The following is an 18,759-nucleotide window of genomic DNA, read 5'->3' as shown; positions in this document are numbered from 1 at the left end:
ATTGAGTAAATTAAAACGTTACAGTTAAGCCTGCCATCATATTCTTTACCTGTGGTAACGTATTCAGATCAATTCCCTGTCCAGCTGTTGACCCATCGATAGCGCTCACTTCCGGATCAGAGCCTGAATACTTTGTATACGTCCAGAGGTTTGTTGCCGAAGTGTATATGCGTACATTGGCTAATTTTACTTTATTTACCCAGATTTTAGGAAGATTATAGCCAAGTGATACGTTCTTCAACCGTAAATACGAACCATCTTCCACAAAGCGGCTACTGAAATAGTCATTATATGTATTCTGATAAATGTAGCGCGGCACACTGGTAATGTCACCCTCTTTTTGCCATCGTTTTAGCGCATCAGTGCTTTGATTAGTCAGAATCGAACTACCAGAATTGACTAACCCCTGTTTTGTCAGATTTACGACACGGTTACCATAAGAGAACTGAAAGAACACACTTAGCTCGAATCCTTTGTAAGTAAACCGGTTTGTTAGTCCACCGTAAAGTTTAGGTTGCGCATTTCCAATTAACTGAGCATCGTCTGGTGTGATTCGTCCATCACCATTTTTATCATCATAGATCGCATTCCCAGTACCAGGATCAACCCCCAGAAATTTCAATCCCCAGTAAGACCCCAGTGGCTGACCTGGCAAAACGATGTTTGTACCGGGTGTACCACTAGCCTGAAAACCAGCATAAATAGGCTGATCCGACACCAGTTCAACCACTTTATTTTCGTTTCTGGACAGATTCAAATCAGTACTCCAGCGCAGCCCTTTCTGATCGATATTGACGGATGAGAGGGTCAGTTCAATACCACGGTTTGACATTTTACCAACATTGCCCTGGAAAGAACCAAACCCAGAGGTTAGTGGAATGGGTTGATTGAATAATAGTTTATCCGTCAGATTGTCGTATACTTCTACGGTAGCATTTAACCGACCATTAAAGAATGAAGCATCAAGTCCAACGTTGGCTTCACGGGTTCGCTCCCATTGCAGATTAGGATTTGACAATCGGGATGGTCCTAAACCTGAGGAGCCACTATACGAAGTAGCACCCCATGTCCCTAGATATAAAAAGTTACCGATCTGTTCGTTACCAGTAAAACCATAACTGGCGCGGAGTTTCAAATCACTTAGGAAACTGTATTTCGACAGAAATTCTTCTTCAGAAAGTCGCCAGGCTACCGATCCTGAGGGGAAAAAACCAAACTGCCGGTTTTGTCCGAATCGCGACGATCCATCGTACCGTCCAGTTGCTGTTACCAGGTATTTTTCTTTATAGTCGTATTTAACTTCCCCAAACCCAGAAAAAAGACCATTATTAACTAAGTAAGAACTTCCTGCATCAACAACCTGGGCAGACGTAATATACGTAAATTCATCTCTAGGGAAATTCTTACCATCAACAAAACTGGTGCGGTTTGTCTGTTTCATAATTTCGACTCCCCCTAAGGCACTCAGTCTATGTTTTTCATTGATAAGCGTATTGTAGGTTATTGTATTGGTACTGGTGAAGGTAGCCGCTAAGTTGGTATTATATTCACCATATCCCTGCTGGCCAAGGCTAGGGATAGCTCCGCCCGTGGAGGTAGTAGAAGGATAAAATAAATTCTCAGTAATGTTATTATAATCAACGCTAGCCTTGGAGCGAAAGCGTAGATTTTGCAAAAACTCATACTCAGCATAAACACCACCCAGCATCTTTATAGTCAGCACCTGTTGCCGTGGAAGCAAGGCTTCAGCAACCGGATTGAAATTGGGGAATCCGGGATAGTTAGGATCGCTTGGACCATAGAGCTGGCCTTGTTCATTGTAGGGTGAATAATAGGGTAAACTGGCAACGGCTCCTGAATAAACCCCATTCAACGCATTATCGCCCAATACCCGGCTATTTAGAGACCGTGTTACAGTCATATTCGTGCCGAACGATAGTTTCGATGTAGCATTATGGTCAATAGTCATGGTTCCGCTCATTCGTTGAAAACCATTGTTAATCAGCACGCCCTGCTCATCCCGATAATTACCACTTATATAGAATCGAGTCCGTTCATTTCCCCCCTGCGCCGAAACCTGATATTGCTGATATACTCCTTTCCGCAACACCATATCGAGCCAATTCGTATTGATACCGTCGGTTACTCCTTTAATCAATCCGAGCTTATCAGGGTCTTGACCTGCATTAATAACCGCTTCCCGTTGCAAATCCAGTAGCTGTGACGCATTTAACAGATTGGGGCGCTTAACAAGATCAGTCATTCCTCGTTGTACATCAGCCGTAATATTGGTTTTCTGATTCGCCTTACCCCGTTTCGTTGTGATTAAGACAACACCATTGGCTGCTCGCGATCCATAAATAGCTTTAGCCGATGCATCTTTCAGCACCTGAATAGATTCGATGTCGCCAGGATTTAACAGTGCCAGCGCATTATCATTCTGACCACCATACCCGCTTGTTAGGGCACTATTCTGGACCTGAATACCATCAACAATATACAACGGGCGGTTACCAGCCGAAATAGATGTGTTTCCTCTAATCCGAACCATGAGCCCTCCACCTGGCGTACCAGACGACTGTTGAACCAACACACCAGCAGCCTGTCCCTGGAGGGCTTGATCTACGCCTGTAACAGGAATATTTTTAAATCGATCAGGTGAAACCGATGCAATGGAACCTGTAATGTCCTTACGCTGCGTGGTGTTATAACCAGTTACAACGACCTGAGTAAGCTCGTTAATAGCCTCCTGCATGACAATGTTGACAACCGTTCGATTATTTACCGGAACTTCCTGAGAGTTCAGCCCGATCGATGTCAGCACCAATACCGCCCCCGGTCCAGGAACCACGATGCTGTAATTTCCGTTGGCATCAGTCGTAGCCCCTATGGTAGTTCCTTTGACAACTACATTGACTCCAGGCAACGTTTGCCCATCCTGTGCTGAGGTTACTCTCCCTGTTATACGTTGAGCCTGGGCCAGCAGATAGCCCGGCAGCATGATCAGCAAAGCCGACCAGCTAATAACACGATAAAAATTTCTCATGTATAGGTTATACCAAGTAAATGCTTTTTGGGGTTACACGCTTAATCTGAAAAACGATTTACTAATGAGCGCATCAAGCTACAATTTTTTAAACGAAAAAATCACCGGCATCGTATAAATCTACTGATAGAGTAGCCTACAGCCCTATTTTCCTTAGCTCGCCATCGATAAAGCTTATTTTTTATGCACCCATTTCCTATACGTCAATATAGGGCTATCCGATGCAATTTCATACAAGTTTAATCAGGCGTCCGAATGGCTAACTAAAAATAAGGCTCTACATCAACGACATAGAGCCTTACAAAGTATAGCAACTGACCTAATTTACTTTTTCGGATTCGAGGTAGGGGCGCTACCCGATGCCGCCGGATTGTATTTCAACTCATTGTCGGGTACGTCCCAATAATCCAGGAAGTTGTAGTTGATGGTGGCATTGGTGCTTACCTTCCCTGCTTTATCCACAACGACAGCCCCTTTTCGGCCACCGCCCTGCGCTACATCGTCGATAACTCCCCAACGGCGCGCATCATAGAAAGACAGGTTCCGGAATGCCAGCCCCACCCGACGCTCACGACGAAGTTCTTCCTTCGCCTGATCGAGTGAAAGCCCGGTACCCGCTACAGCCGCTAACCCGGCTCCCTGATACTTCCGAACGGCATCGATTGATTTTAGCCCATCTTCAATTTTGCCGGTGTTGACCAGCGCTTCCGCTTTCATCAGTTCGTTTTCTTCGTAACTGCCTGCCAGGTATAACTCGGTAGCACCCGGAGTCCGATCGCTTAACGTCGAAACGCCCGCTATCTTTTTACCCCCATCCAGCAATGCCCAGCGTGTATTGAAGGCATTACCCCGGCTGCTTTCGCCAATCCAGGGCGTAGCGCGTTGGGTGAAGTTATTCGCCAGTCGCTGGTCGCCCGTTTTGAAATCCTGAATCAGTCGCTCCGAGATCTTATACGTAGCGCCCCCCGATGGGTCGCCTGTTGCTTTAGCGGCTACCGTCCCGGCGGTTGGCGACAGGAAGTCCCCATTCTGGTTCGAGCGCCCCGTAAAGACGTTGTCCGAAGCAGTGATCCCATCGGTTGCCAGCGTCAGAATTTGGCCCCACTGAGCAGCCGTCATTGCCTTGACGGTTGTATTGACCAGCAGGTTACGGGCCTTCAGGGTATTGATGTTGCGTTTCCACATGTCGGGAGTAGGTACGCCCCCCTTTCCTACCTGATTGAACGGAGGGATCAACTGCGACATGATCGCGGTATAATCCGTTGAAGCGGCAGGTAACAGAGCAGCGGCCTTATCCAGATTGGCGTTGGCCTCCTCGATAATCTTTTCCTTCGCTACATAGTTGTTGTTCGTACCATTCGCATCGCTGTTGATGATACCCGCATAATAGATGGACCCTATGTGCGAATACGCAAAACCTTTCCACCAGTAGGCCCAGGCCTGAATCGTAGCTTTCTTGGCTTTGGCATCTCCTGTAAATGAGACCTGCTCCGACAACGCCAATACTTTGTTCATCTGGCTATTGAGCGAATACATGTACCACCACTCATGAAACAACGGGTTCGACCCCTGATTGGAGTTGACATTGACCTGACGGATCAATGCCCATTGCGTATTCGGCGCATTGGGATTTACGACTTTAGAGCCATCGTCCAGAATCACATAATCGGGTGCCCCAATCTGATTACCGAACTGGTTGGCTGCTTCTTCACCAATGATGTCGCCCATGAGATCATGAAATCCCATTGCCCCCGACCAGAAGTAGCCCGGAACCCCATCGTATAGGTCCGTTTTGATTTCCTTAAATCCGTTGATGTAAGCTGCTCCCTGCGCGAAGTTGATAATCCCCGACTCGGTATTGGCACTGCTTACAGTTGGCTGGTTGGGGTTCTTTACGTCCAACTGGTCTTTACAGGAAGTCGCAAAGCCCAGCACCAGCGCAGCCGCTAGAATATGTATTTTTTTCATTGATAAGTTCATGAAGAGTGAGGTTAGAGTCCGATGTTGAGCGTAGCCTGGTATGAACGTAGGTTGGGCATGGTGTTGTGGTCAGTACCACGATCCCAGGCCGAACTACCTGTACCCGAACTGATTTCCGGGTCGAAGCCGGTATACTTCGTGAAAGTCAGCAGGTTTCGGCCTGAGAATACCAACTGGGCCCGGCGCAGTACAGGTACATTCACCACTTTGCTCAGGTCGAAACCAACCTGTACGTTACGCAGCCGCACAAACGAAGCGTCCTCATAGAAATAATCTTTTGTGCCATTGGCCTGCCGTTGCGCGTAAACGCCCCGATAGAAAGCCGTCCAGGCTCCTGTATTTCCATCAATTGTGATGGGGTTCGCATAATCGGCATGGATACCGTCGCGATACATCCATTCCTTGGTTTGGTTGTAGATGTGGCTGCCATTCACCCAATCGAACTGGAAGCCGAAGGTCAGGAAGTTCTTGAACGTAAACTCGTTGATAAACGACATATTGAACTTCGGATTGGGGTCACCAAAGCTGTACTTATTGGCCGAAAAGAAAGGCTGTTTAGTCGCTTTGCTCACTACGATGCCATTGCTCGCTACCGTATACTGCGACTGCTGGTCGGCCGGAATGAGGGGCGTACCGTCGGGGGCTAGCTGATCCAGTGAATGCGTGGTGATATAGCCGTATAGCTGACCAATTTTTTCACCCGCTTTCAGCACGTAATTTGAGCTACCTGCACTCGACAATACGACCACTTCGGCATTGTTCTTAACCGCCGTAATCTGCGAGGTTTGTTTACCAAAGTTTGTTGTCAGGTTCCAGGTGAAATCTTTTGTCCGCAGAATGGTCGTATTCAACGAAGCCTGGAAACCGTTTGACCCCAGCGAGAAGGCATTGTCTTTGATCGAGTTGATACCCGCCGATGGAATACCGCTTACATCGAAGATAGCATTGTCGGTAGAACGTTTCCAGTAGGTGGCCGACAACCGAACACTGCTCAGCCAGTTTGACGTTTTCGACGGTGTCAGGGCTAAATCGGCACCAATTTCAAGTTCCGACGACACCTCTACATCCAGGGCCGGATTCGGCTGGCTGGCTGGCGTATAGAAGGAGTTCGATGAACCCAGCGTCTGGGTGTTCAGGACCAGATAGCGATCAAAAGGTTTTGGCTGAATACCAGCCTGACCGTAGGCAGCCCGCAGCTTCAATTCGGGGAAGAAACCGGCCACTGAGCTGTTTTCCCAGAATTTCAAAGCCGAAATACGGAAATATGCATCGCCCCGTGGAAACGTAAACGGTTTGGAACCACTACCAAAAGCCGAAGAATAGTCGGTACGGAAACCACCCGAAATACCAGCCAGATCCCCAAAGTCGATCCGCTGGTTGACTACATACCCGTAGGTGATAAACGGCTCGGTATAATCACCACCAGCCGGTAAACCAGCCCGTCCGGCCGATGGGGCTTTTACGCCCGGTACCCGGAACACCGCCGATTGAGCCGCTGTGAAAGGGTCATAGGTCGGCAAACCCAGTGTATAGGTATAGAACTGCTTGAAGTTCCGGTTGCGGTAGTCGAACGACAGTTGCGTAGAGGTGCGAATCGGCAGTTTCGAACCAAAATCATTCTGGAAATCGGTGTTGATATACGCACTGGCCAGGAAATTCTGATACGTAGTGGTCAGGCTGTTGTTATCAATCTCGCCCGAAGGATCGGTACCAAAATAGTTCTGGTAATAGTTGTTGTTCAGCGCAATCACGTTCCGGTTTTTGGTCTGGTTGGCGTAGGTGGTCCGAATCTCCTGTTTCGAATAGTTGATCCCGTACTTTGCATCCAGCGTCAGGAATTTGTTGACATTATAATTCAGATTGAAGTTCTGGATTACATCCACTTTGTTGTCCTTATTGTCGGTGTATTTCTGCCAGAAACTAGGGTTGTTATGGTTCACCCCGACGGCGTCCCCGTAATAAATACCCGGATTACCGTCGGGATCAAGTGCCGAAAAATCAGCAAATGGGCGGGCATTGTTCACCGCGTACAGAATCAGCCGGTCGTTGGTTTTGATTGTGCTTCTGGTATATACCAATTGCGTAGTTGTCCTGAATGTCAAGCCTTTGGCCAGTTGAAGGCCAATATTCGACATCAGATTACTACGTTGATAATTTCCGTTGTTGATGACATTACTCTCCTGTTGGTTATTCGAAGCGGATATGGCAAAATCGACTTTATCGGTTCCCCCTGTCAGCGCAATGCTGTTATTATATGTATTTGACGGGCGGAAGAAGTAGGCATAATGGTCCTGATACTTCAAATTAGCTGTATAAGGTTTATCGGCCTTATTGTTCACATCGAGCGGATTGTACTGCACATTCTCGCTGTAAACCAACGTATTCGGATTGAACTCAAGTGGCTTGCCCGACGTACCGATCACGTTGTTGCTGCCATCAACGATAAAACCGTTGTACTGCGCTTTTGCTACCCCGCCTACGTTCAGGTATTCGCTCCGGGTAATGCCCGAACTCACATCAATGTTTAGTTTACCCGATTTCCCTTTTTTGGTAAATACCTGAATAACCCCGTTCGCTCCCTGAGCCCCATAGAGGGTAGCGGCAGCCGCACCCTGCACTACCTCAACCCGCTCGATGGTATTGGGATCGATGCTGCTCAGCAACGCGGTTGGGTTATTATTGATGTTCCCGTTCGAATCGTAGTTCGTGGCATCGACCTGCACCCCATCAATGAGCAGAATGGGGGCTGTTCCCCGGTTGATGGTATTGATACCGCGCAGTACGATGTTGACGGGTGATCCGGGCGTACCATTGCCACTCGAAATCTGCGCTCCGGCAATCTTTCCAACCAGTGCCTGATCGATGGAAGCGGTTGGTGTTTGCGGCAGATTCTTCGACGTAATCGACTCGACCGAAATCCCCAGTTTGCGTTTGTCGGTAGCGACTCCGACCCCGGTTACGACGACTTCTGTCAATTGACGGTTGTCCGATACCAGCTTAACATCGACGACCGACTCGTTACCGACAGCTACTTCCTGTGTGGTAACGCCCACAAAGCTAAAAACGAGGGTTATAGCCCTGGTGCCGGCAACGTCAAGGCTATACATACCCGCTGCATCGGTTGTAGCCCCCTTTGTGGTGCCTTTTACAACAACCGAAACTCCTGGCAACGGTAAGCCATCTTCGGCTGATGTGACCTTACCCGTAATACGCCTATCCTGTGCCCATACCGTGGACCAGAGCGAGCTTACCAGAAGGAAACTCAAGCATAGAAATTTACTCATGTACGTTAGATGTTAGGTGAAACCATTTTTTACTATTGACAAAACTAACATCAAAAAGAAATAATACAAATTCACGAATACATTTATGTAGAATTTTATTTGACAATAAAACAAGTATTTCAAAATATTATTCCGAAAATATCGAATAATACCAGTATATAAAACCAAAAAATAGTCTATAATCTAATTTTATAAAATAATATATTTAATACCTTAACCAATTGACACTTTTGTTTATATAAAAATAGTACAAATATAAAAACACAAGATTTAAAGACGTTTTATTGGTATAGTATGTTGCATCTACCTAGTTTTTTTTCCATAAACGGTCAAAAATAGGGCTGGACGTCAAGTGATTATTAGCCATGTCACTATACATGTATTTTTCATACACTATAGAAATAGGCTCAATTTTGAAATCCCGAACTGTTTTTATCTTCATACTTATCGCGTAAGTAAATATGCTCAACTCACACGTAGGAAATCCATATAAGCAAAAAGCACCGCTCAGGCGGTGCTTTTTGCTTATTCAAGGAAATCGAACAACGACTAATAATTCGGGTTTTTGGTAGCAACCCCTGATGTCGACGGATTTAACACGGACTCATCAGCCGGTACATCCCAGTAATCCATGAAGTTATAGTTGATCGTCACATTCTTGTTAACGACCCCTGCTGTTGTTACGATCGTATTTCCGTAGCTTCCACCGCCAGCTGAAATATCATAGGTCCAGCCCCAACGACGACTATCGTAATACGCCAATCCTCGGCTGAACAGGGCCGTTCTACGCTCTTTAGTCAGTTCGGTAAGTGCTTTTGACAGGGTTAATCCTGTACCTGCCACCGGAGCTACACCAGCCCCCTGATAGGCTCTTACCGCGTCGACATAGCCTAATCCAGCTTCGATATTGCCTAATCGCATATTAGCTTCGGCCAGCATCAGCGCATTCTCCTCGTAGCTACCCGCAATGTAGAGTTCGTAAGCACCAACCGCTGTAGTTCCATATACGTAAACACCAGCAGTGCCATTGCCTCCGTCAATCATGTTGTAGCGGGTCGTGTAAATGTAGTTATTTTTATACGTGTTGACCGTACTAAAGTTATTGGTAAACCGCTTATCACCCGCGTTAAAATTCTGGATAAACCGCTCGCTGATCTTAAACGTAGTGCTGTTGTTCACACCCGTTGTCAAGGCAGCGACTGTACCACCCGTAGCCGTGATAAACGTATTTTTGTCTGAACTACGTCCTGTAAAAACGATATCGTCTTTTTTGATACCATTTGTGACCAGGGTAAGTACACTGTTCCAATCAGCGGTTGTCATAGCAGTCATGTTCGACTTACTGATGGTAGCCGATGGATTGCCATTGACAAACGGGGCCAGCTTGTTGATCAGAATATTCCGCGCCAGCATGGTATTGATGTTCCGCTTCCACATATCAACTGTAGGAACGCCACCATGCCCAACCTGATTAATAGCCGGAATCAACTGTTTCAACACGGTCTGATAATCACTTGCGCTAGTAATATTTCCCAAGGTAGCAGCGGCCTGATTAAAGAATGTATTCGACTGATTAATAATGGCATCATGTAGAACATAGTTACCATTGGTCGATCCGGCCTTATCCAGAATCAGTCCAGCATAATACATGGAGCCAATAGACGCATAGGCATATCCTTTCCACCAATAAGCCCACGCCTTAATGGTATTTGCCCGAGATGCGGCATCGCCTGAGAATTTGATACCGTCAACCAGCCCTAATACCTCATTACAGGCATTGTTTAAGGCATACATATTCAGCCATTGATAATATATGGCGTTGTTTCCATTTCCGGTTGCCGCACGCGTATTGTACGAACGGATAATACCAACCTGTGGAGCCGTATTGGTCTGTTTGGTTCCGTCGTCCAGAATAATATAATCGGGTTGGGCAATGGTGGTAATCTGGTTGTTCGAGGCATCGGCGCCCACCATATCGGCCATTAGTTCCAGATACCCCCAGGGAAGCGAGAAGTAACTATCACCTAGCCAGCCATCTCCATTGGCAAACCCATTGATATAGACAGCGCCCTGGGCCAACGAAATAATGCCCGATTCGTTACTGACATTGGCAGATACGGTAGGCGCATTTGGGTTGCCCACATCCAGTTGATCTTTACAGGCCGTGGTACCCAATACTACGGCTGCGAAACAAAGAAGAAATTTATGTTTAGTAATCAGTTTCATGTCCGAAAGAATAGTAAAATTAGAACCCAATGTTCAACCCAACCTGATACGACTTCGTGTTCGGCAGCGTGCTATGATCCACACCTCTGTCGAACGAAGAGTTAGGCGTACCTGAGCTAATCTCAGGGTCATAGCCCGAGTACTTCGTGAAGGTCAGAATATTACGACCCGTAAACACAATCTGGCACTTATTGAGGGCTGGTAATTTAACCACCTTAGCCAGATCGAAAGCCAGCGAAATATTCCGCAGACGCACGAACGAAGCATCTTCTACGAAGAAATCTTTGGTAGCGTTGTTACCCGCACCACGCAGACTTCCCCACAGGTTATAATAGGCACTCGACCAGTAGGCCGTATATGCGCCTGTTTTACCATCAATAGTTACGGGTTTGGCGAAATCACCGCTGATCCCATCCCGGTACATCCATTCTTTGGTTTGGTTATACAGTTTGCTGCCATTAACCCAGTCGAACTGGAAGTTCAGAGTCAGGAAGTCCTTGAAGCTTACCCCGTTGATGAACGACATATTGAACTTCGGGTTCGGGTTCATGAGCGGGTAGGTTTCATCCGTAAACTGCATCTGGTACGTTGACTTGTTTACAACCCGCCCATCCACAATGGTATACTGTGTTTCATCACCAGGCTGGATATACCGGGTTTTCCCATCCTGACGCAGGTAATCGAGACTCGTTAACGCTTTGTAGCCATATACCTGACCAATTGGCTGGCCGGGCGTTAGTACCAGGGCTGTACTACCCGCCGATGTGGTCAGAATAATATCGGCTCCGCCTGAAATCGCATCGATTTTGGATAACTGATGCCCGAAGTTGGTGGTCAGGTCCCATTTCAAGCCTCTCGAGTTATAAATAGGAAAGGTCAACGAGAATTGCACCCCGTTCGACGACATATCGATGGCATTGGTCAGCTGACCCGTCGAACCCAGCGATGGTGGTACGCTAACGGTATAGATTACATTTTCACTCTTCCGTTTCCAGTAGGTAAACGAACCTGAAATTGAATTTAACCAGGCCCGATTCGCATTGCCCCCGATGGTAAAGTCCGTTCCTACTTCGAATTCTTTCGATACTTCTACCTGTAGGTTAGGGTTGTTGCTGGTGGTTTGGATGGAGTAGGCAAGCCCCGATCCCGTACCGATATTTTGCTGGTCGAGCACCGGATACCGATCAAAAGCACCCGGCTGAATCCCGGCTTCGCCATAGGCCGCCCGCAATTTGAAATAGGGCAATGCACTCGATAATGCGCTATTTTTAAAGAAGGATAGTGGAGCTATATGCCCATCGAAGTGCGGGAACGTAAAGGGAGTGGAACCACCTCCAAAAGCCGACGACCAGTCGCTTCGGAAACCGGCGGTTACGCCACCATAATCACCAAAATCAATTTTCTGATTTACCAGGTACCCGTAGGTCACAAACGGACGAACGTAGTCGAAATCAACAGCCTGCGAGTTCGTAGATTTAATATTGTAAGGTGGAGCCAATCCAAGCCCTACCCCATACGTATCGAACTCAGTATACTTGTTTTTCCGATAATCGAACGAAACCTGTGTGCTGGTCTGAATAGGTAGTTTGAGGTGAAAATCGTTCTGGAAGTCTGTTCTGAAGTAAGCCGTTGCCAGAAAGTTCTGAAACGTAGTGGTATACTGGTAGTTATCAATTTCCCCCGTGTTGTCAGGAGCAAAATTACTGGCGAAGTTACTCCCTCCGAAGAATACCGCACTAGCATTTTGCGACTGGTTATAATAGGTCCAGCGCGCATTCTCGTTACGATAGTTGATCCCGTATTTGGCATCCAGTTCCAGAAACTTATTCACCTTGTAATTGGCGTTAAAGTTCTGAATTACATCTACTTTATTATCCAGCCCATCCGTGTATTGCAGGTTATAGAATGGGTCATTGGCATTGATACTGACAAAATCGGCCAGTTGCTTATACGGATAATTTCCATCGGCCATTCGGGCTGTTAAATCAAAGAAAGGCGATGTATTCAGGAAGCCATATACCCGACCAATATTTCCCAGGGAGTTGCCCAGTCCATAATAGCGTCCACCAGCAGCTCCGAGGCCCGGCTTCAGGGTATTTTTGGTGTACACAAGTTGGGTTGTTGAGCGGATAGTAAACCCTTTAAATAACTCGGTACCGACATTGGCCGACAGGTTGCTACGGTCAATATACCCATTTTTCAGAATTGGGGTAACGTTGTGGTTGTTGGCCACCGATATGTTGAAATCGCTCTTTTCAGAAGCCCCCGAAATGTTGATGGCATTGTTGGTCGTCGTACCCGTCTGGAATATTTGCTTGAAATGGTCGTAGTATTTCAGGTTGGCATTGTAGGGCTTATCGGCCACGTTTCGAATATCCTGAATCGCATAGCGGGTAGCTCCACCATACTGATAGGATATCCCTCGGATCGATCCGTAATCCGTGTATTGCAGGATATTCCCCTTCGAATCCACCAGGTTATTACTGGCGTCTGTTAAATACGGATGCAATTCAGCTTTATGCACGTTACCCGTATTCAAGAACTCGTTTGTCGAATAGCTGGTTGAGGCATTAATCGACACCCGTCCTTTCTTTCCTTTTTTGGTAAAAATCTGGATAACTCCATTGGCTCCCTGAGCACCATAAATCGAAGCGGAAGCGGCCCCCTGTGCCACCTCAATTCGATCTACATTGCTCAAATCAAGGGAGTTGATATCCGTAGCGGCTACCTGCACCCCATCCACCATGATCAGGGGCTTGGTACCACCCTGAACTGAGTTGATGCCTCGCAGCAAAATATTGACCGGGTCGCCGGGGTTACCACTCACGGACGAAATCTGTGCGCCCGGAATTTTACCAATCAGGGCCTGATCGATTGAAGCCGTCGGAGTTTGAGGCAAATTCTTTCCTGAAACGCTTTCGACCGCAATACCCAATTTAGCCTTGCTGGTTTCAATACCACTACCCGTTACAACCACTTCGGTAAGCAGCTTTGAGTCCGATACTAAGCTTACATTAATCTCCGATTGATTACCAACCAGAATTTCCTGTGTTGTTGTACCGACGAAGCTAAATATCAGAGTAGCTCCTTTCACTGAGGGCACCATGAGGTCAAACACCCCTCCGCCATCCGTTGTCGTTCCTTTTGAAGTGCCTTTTACAAGAATAGATACTCCCGGTAAAGGTGACCCATCTTCGGCCGATGTCACCTTACCAATTACTCGTCGATCCTGTGCCCATACGGTGGAGCAAAGTAAGCACAGTAGAAATATGCTTACAGCTAAACGTTTTACCATTCTGTCAATTAGTGTTAAGTTAAGAAATAATACTCCGCTTAACAAATCTATAAATTAGAGAAAACCCTTCCAAATTGTCTACCTATTTACATATTAACCAATGGTTGTTGTATTAATTTTATTTAATACCGAATAATATTTTGATATAAGCCAGAAAGATGGCAAACTAGCAAATAGAACTTTTTCAATTCTGACTATTTGCCGGAATAATTTATGGACTAAGCAATTTTACGGAGTATTTGCTATCGTGAAATAATTCTATTTTAAGTAGTTTTTATATACGAATCACGCGGCTAGATTACTTATTCACAGCCAATTTTAATCCCTTTTTAATCTAAATTCAACTTTACAAATATTCACTAATTAAAATTTGGTAACAAAAAAATATACACCAATCCATTCATATGAATGAAGCAGGTTTCTTTTTTCCTAAAAATGAGAAAAAGCCAGCCGTCAATATTCTTCCTGTGTCTTTATACAGGCTTCCTATTAAGTACGTATGGAAGCGGTTCTTAATCGGCGATTCGGTTAAGACACCGTTCGATTTCAGCCGCCATCGACTTTGTGTACTGATACCCTATACGAAACAGTTCCCGCGACTTACTCAGGTCAGTAGTGCTGTACTGAGCCAGTTGAGGAGGCTCTATCAGAACATTGCAGCGGGCAAAGCGGTCTTTTGTTTTACTCTGAACGGCCAGTACCAGACTCCGTTCAATCACTCCCCGCATGGAGCGAATCGGTTTGCGAGGCCCTAATACATTGCAGTGGGAGCCGATCAAAAAATCCACTTTCGATTCAATGACATCGACTGGCAGGTTGTTCAGAACCCCCCCATCGACATACTGGCGTTTGTTGATCAGCATCGGTTCGAAAATTCCCGGCAAACAGCAGGAGGCCAGAACCGGCCGAATCAGTTCGCCCTGTTCGAACACAACCTGCTCACCTTCGTTCAGGTCAACGGCTAATACATGCAAAGGAATCTGTAAACCCTCAAATGAATCGTGAGGAATGTATTTTTTATATAAGTCGGCTACCGTATCGAGCCGAAGTAGGCCCATACGGTTCCAGGCCGGGCGTAGATGCCGCACAAATGACGACGACTCAATTATTTTGAGGCTCTCATCGGGCGAAAATCCTTGTGAGAACAAAGCCCCTGTGATAGCCCCAGCACTGGTACCGGCAATGTGATGGAAGGGAATATCCATTTCACGAAGCGCCTTCATGACACCCAGGTGAGCAATTCCCCGTGCTCCCCCTCCTGATAAGACTAACCCAATTTTCATGTTATTGTCGTTTTGCAAAACGAAACTCTGGTCTTCATAGTCATGTACACTTTATAACCATGCCGACTGGAAGGCCGCCTTACAATAACTCCGATAAACGGCCTTTGTCCTTAATCCGAACTCCTTTTTCGGTTAATTCGACCGTAGCGGCTTCGGTAACCGGATCGTGTTCAAACACCAGAATCCAGTTTTCGGCTGCTGCTTTTTTCAGTATCTGCGTCTTTTCTTCCATCGTCAGTAAGGGTCGAACATCATAACTCATTACATAAGGCAAGGGGATATGACCCGACGAAGGGATCAGGTCAGCCATATAGGCCACCGTTCGTCCGTTGATTTGGAAAACAGGCAGGGTCATTTTTTCAGTATGCCCATCCACATACAGTAATTGTATATCCGTATACGGAAATCGCTGCTCTGTCAGAAAAGTCAATTGACCACTCTCTTGCAAAGGCATAATATTTTCCGATAGAAACGACGCTTTTTCGCGGGGGTTGGGGTGTACAGCCCAGTTCCAGTGCGACGGATGTACCCAGTAGGTTGCCTTTTCGAATACAGGGTTCAGGTGCTCACCATCCCGCTTAACAGCGCCCCCTACGTGGTCGAAGTGCAGATGCGTAAGCAGTACGTCGGTGATGTCGGCTGGCGAATAGCCCGCTTTGGCAATTGATCCAAGCAGGGTGGCATCGCCATGTAAATCGTAATGCCCGAAGAACTTAGCATCCTGTTTGTTGCCAATACCCGTATCGACCAGCAGAAGTTGCTTACCTTGTTCGTACAGCAAACAACGCATGGCCCAGGTGCAGCGATTGAGTTCGTCGGCGGGGTTTAGCTTTTGCCAAAGGGGCTTGGGCACAACGCCAAACATAGCGCCCCCATCCAGTTTAAAAAGTCCAGTATCGAGCGTTTGAAGAGCCATAGCAAGTTTTTGGCAAATTAAGAGGAATCCGTTCACATTTGACGTTTTCAATGACCACAGTACCCGTTGGTACAGGCACGGGCGTGTCCAGATTATTGCTTGTAAAGAGTCCTAGTCAGTTGATGCCAGAAAATGAAACGAGCGTTTCTGATAGCGTGGCAATTGGATTTTCTCCCGCAGATTCAAAAACGACTGATAAGGCCCGATAGCTGCTGTCGCGTTAATTAACCAGGACGGCAGTGTTCCACCTGGATCAACCTGAAAAGTATAGTTGATGTGCATTTTATTATCGGCCAATGAACGTACATTCCAGGCAGCCTGCCAAAATGCTACCCGTACCAACCCATCTTTGGGAGGCACCATGTCAGGCACCGAACTTGTATGGATCTGCAACATTTTGGAAGCCGGATCATAGGCAAACCGAAGGTGAATCACTAAGTCCCGATTGGTCGCTGGCCAAGGCATTTCACTCTCCGAATAATAATAAAATTCCGTTTCGCTCACTCGTCGAAGTAACCTGGCCGATTTGTTTTTGTACACGACCTGGCTATACTGATCTACATCTGACAAAAAAGCAACCAGTTGCGACAGCGATGCGGTCAGTTCACAATCTACCCGAATTTCTTTCAACCGACTCCCATCCAGATGGCGGGAATATACTCGAATACCATTTTTGTCCTTCTCCAGACGCCAATCATCTCGCCCTTGTCCAACGGCATTCATACTTAGCACAAAAAATACTATGCTCCATACTACATGCACCTTAGATTTAGTCAATAGGCTACTCAGATTCTGAATAATTGTCATTGATTACGTTGGAGTTTTGGCTGAAAAATAAGAATATATTATGGCACCTAATTCCCAAAATTAGTTGTTTCGAGGCCATAATGATCATATTCCTGGCAAGGTTAAAAACGCATTTTACTCAACATGCAGTAATCTCTCTGCTGCCGTTTAGTTATCAAAACTTTTCAACAATATTAGGCGTATATTTTACACGTGTAAGCGATTTCTCCACGTCTGCATATGTCATAACCCGCTACAAGTAACTGTCTAACCCCATATACTACCGTTTTTCTTTATGCAACGAATTGTTCACAAACACCCACTGGCTATCCGCTGGTTTCACTGGATTAACTTCCCGGTGCTGTCGGTTATGATCTGGAGTGGTCTGCTCATCTATTGGGCTTATGATCCCTACAAAATTCAGATTGGCGACTATACGCTTGTTTCGTTCTTTCCGGATGGCTTTTACAAATTCCTGGGCGTATCCCGTCGATTGGCTGAAGGCATGGCCTGGCATTTTGTATTTATGTGGCTGTTTATTCTGAACGGCATTTTGTACGTAGGGTATACCTTTATTTCGGGCGAATGGCGGCATCTGGTCCCCAACAAAAACTCGTTTCGCGAAGCCATTCAGGTAACGCTGTACGATATTGGACTACGTAAAACTCAGCCGCCGTTTATCAAATACAATGGCGCACAGAAAATCGCTTATTTCGCGATCATGCTCATGGGCATTGGTTCGGTACTGACGGGCTACGCGATCTATAAGCCCACCCAGTTTTCGTGGTTAACCTCTCTATTAGGTGGTTATAAAGCGGCCCGACTCGAACACTTCCTGCTGACCCTGGGTTACGTCTTTTTCTTCGTTATTCACATCGGTCAGGTAATCCGGGCGGGCTGGAACAACTTCCAGTCGATGGTGACGGGTTTTGAACTTGTAAAGCCCAACGATCCTGACCGACCCGTTCAGAATAAGCCTGTCAGCAGCGAACCCGATGCCCCCACCGATACGCCACAGGAACCGATTGAGCCAACCCATACTCCTGCTTTATCATGAGCCAAGAACCACAACTTCCCGAAGATACACTTCCTGAATCGACCGCACGTCGGCGGATGCTCAAGGCGTTTGGCTGGTTTGCGCTGGCGTCGGCAGTCCCTGTGGGTGTTTATGAATGGATCAAAAACAGTCCGGGAGCACAAGGCGTAAAACGACCGTTGCGGAATATACTGAATGCCAACGAAACCATTGCCCGGACGTATTTTAGCAATACCCATCTGGTTCCGACTTATTCGGTTGCTGAAGCGGCTAAAAAAGCCCGTACAAACGGATATGACGGCATTAAAACCCCTGTTCCCGACGACTGGAAATTGCAAATCGAGACCCCGAATCGGGCACCGCTTCTGCTTACCATCGAGGATGTGAAAGCCCTTCCCAAACAGGAGATGGTCTACGAATTCAAATGTGTGGAAGGTTGGAGTCAGATTCAGCACTGGGGCGGTGTACGGCTGTCCGATTTTCTGGAAAAATACAAACTCGGCACCCATAGCGGCAATGCCCCCGACCCCGACAATACCGACGATCTGTTCAGGTATATTGGTCTGGAAACACCCGACAAGGGGTATTATGTCGGTATCGACATCGAAAGTGCCATGCACCCGCAAACTCTATTGGCTTATGAGCTTAATGGAGAACCCATTTCGGCAGGACATGGCGCTCCTCTCCGGCTGATTATTCCGGTCAAATATGGGGTTAAAAACCTGAAACGTATTGGCCGAATGTTCTTTGCGGATGAGCGTCCCCGCGATTTCTGGGCCGAACGCGGCTACGATTACTATGTAGGCTTGTAGACGGAATGGAACACGGATTAGTATGATCGGTATACGATTTCGTTCTGACGCCATCCTAATAGGTATTCATCATAAAAATCATAACAATCTGTGTT

At 46.7% G+C, this 18,759-nt stretch carries 10 protein-coding genes; 2 read left to right on the top strand and 8 right to left on the bottom strand.

The annotated features are described in order from the left end of the window. Positions 1–10: 10 nt before the first annotated feature. The 8 genes from B153_RS0102255 to B153_RS0102220 all read right to left on the bottom strand — a co-directional run bounded on the left by B153_RS0102255 (position 11) and on the right by B153_RS0102220 (position 16,837). Positions 11–3,046: a SusC/RagA family TonB-linked outer membrane protein gene (locus tag B153_RS0102255; RefSeq protein ID WP_020595036.1), complete on the bottom strand. Its 3,036-nt coding sequence runs from the start codon at positions 3,044–3,046 to the stop codon at positions 11–13. Between the two features lie 324 nt (positions 3,047–3,370). Then, the gene (locus tag B153_RS0102250; protein WP_020595035.1) at positions 3,371–5,014 is read right to left on the bottom strand and encodes a RagB/SusD family nutrient uptake outer membrane protein; all 1,644 of its coding nucleotides are present in this window, start codon (positions 5,012–5,014) and stop codon (positions 3,371–3,373) included. Positions 5,015–5,037: 23 nt separating this feature from the next. Next, positions 5,038–8,310 carry a SusC/RagA family TonB-linked outer membrane protein gene (locus B153_RS0102245; RefSeq protein WP_020595034.1) on the bottom strand — a complete coding sequence of 1,091 codons (3,273 nt, stop codon included), beginning with the start codon at positions 8,308–8,310 and terminating at the stop codon, positions 5,038–5,040. Between the two features lie 549 nt (positions 8,311–8,859). Then, positions 8,860–10,536 (bottom strand): RagB/SusD family nutrient uptake outer membrane protein, encoded by a 1,677-nt coding sequence (locus B153_RS0102240; RefSeq protein WP_020595033.1) that lies wholly within the window; start codon positions 10,534–10,536, stop codon positions 8,860–8,862. Between the two features lie 19 nt (positions 10,537–10,555). Further along, positions 10,556–13,831 carry a SusC/RagA family TonB-linked outer membrane protein gene (locus B153_RS0102235; RefSeq protein ID WP_020595032.1) on the bottom strand — a complete coding sequence of 1,092 codons (3,276 nt, stop codon included), beginning with the start codon at positions 13,829–13,831 and terminating at the stop codon, positions 10,556–10,558. A gap of 512 nt (positions 13,832–14,343) precedes the next feature. Further along, positions 14,344–15,114 carry a patatin-like phospholipase family protein gene (locus tag B153_RS0102230; RefSeq protein ID WP_020595031.1) on the bottom strand — a complete coding sequence of 257 codons (771 nt, stop codon included), beginning with the start codon at positions 15,112–15,114 and terminating at the stop codon, positions 14,344–14,346. 79 nt (positions 15,115–15,193) lie between these two features. Beyond that, positions 15,194–16,030, bottom strand: a complete 837-nt coding sequence (locus tag B153_RS0102225; RefSeq protein ID WP_020595030.1) for an MBL fold metallo-hydrolase — start codon at positions 16,028–16,030, stop codon at positions 15,194–15,196. A gap of 111 nt (positions 16,031–16,141) precedes the next feature. Continuing rightward, positions 16,142–16,837, bottom strand: a complete 696-nt coding sequence (locus B153_RS0102220) for an START domain-containing protein (RefSeq protein ID WP_020595029.1) — start codon at positions 16,835–16,837, stop codon at positions 16,142–16,144. A gap of 274 nt (positions 16,838–17,111) precedes the next feature. On the opposite strand from B153_RS0102220, the gene B153_RS0102215 reads away from it, so the two are divergent. Next, positions 17,112–17,873: a cytochrome b/b6 domain-containing protein gene (locus B153_RS0102215; RefSeq protein ID WP_020595028.1), complete on the top strand. Its 762-nt coding sequence runs from the start codon at positions 17,112–17,114 to the stop codon at positions 17,871–17,873. Beyond that, positions 17,870–18,664, top strand: a complete 795-nt coding sequence (locus tag B153_RS0102210) for a molybdopterin-dependent oxidoreductase (RefSeq protein ID WP_020595027.1) — start codon at positions 17,870–17,872, stop codon at positions 18,662–18,664. The genes B153_RS0102215 and B153_RS0102210 overlap by 4 nt, the downstream gene beginning before the upstream one ends. The last annotated feature ends 95 nt before the right edge of the window (positions 18,665–18,759 follow it).

The organism is Spirosoma panaciterrae DSM 21099 (assembly GCF_000374025.1).
GTDB classification, from domain to species: Bacteria; Bacteroidota; Bacteroidia; order Cytophagales; family Spirosomataceae; genus Spirosoma; species Spirosoma panaciterrae.
The sequence above is the reverse complement of the archived record's forward strand: the minus strand, read 5'-3'. Positions and strand labels throughout refer to the sequence as shown.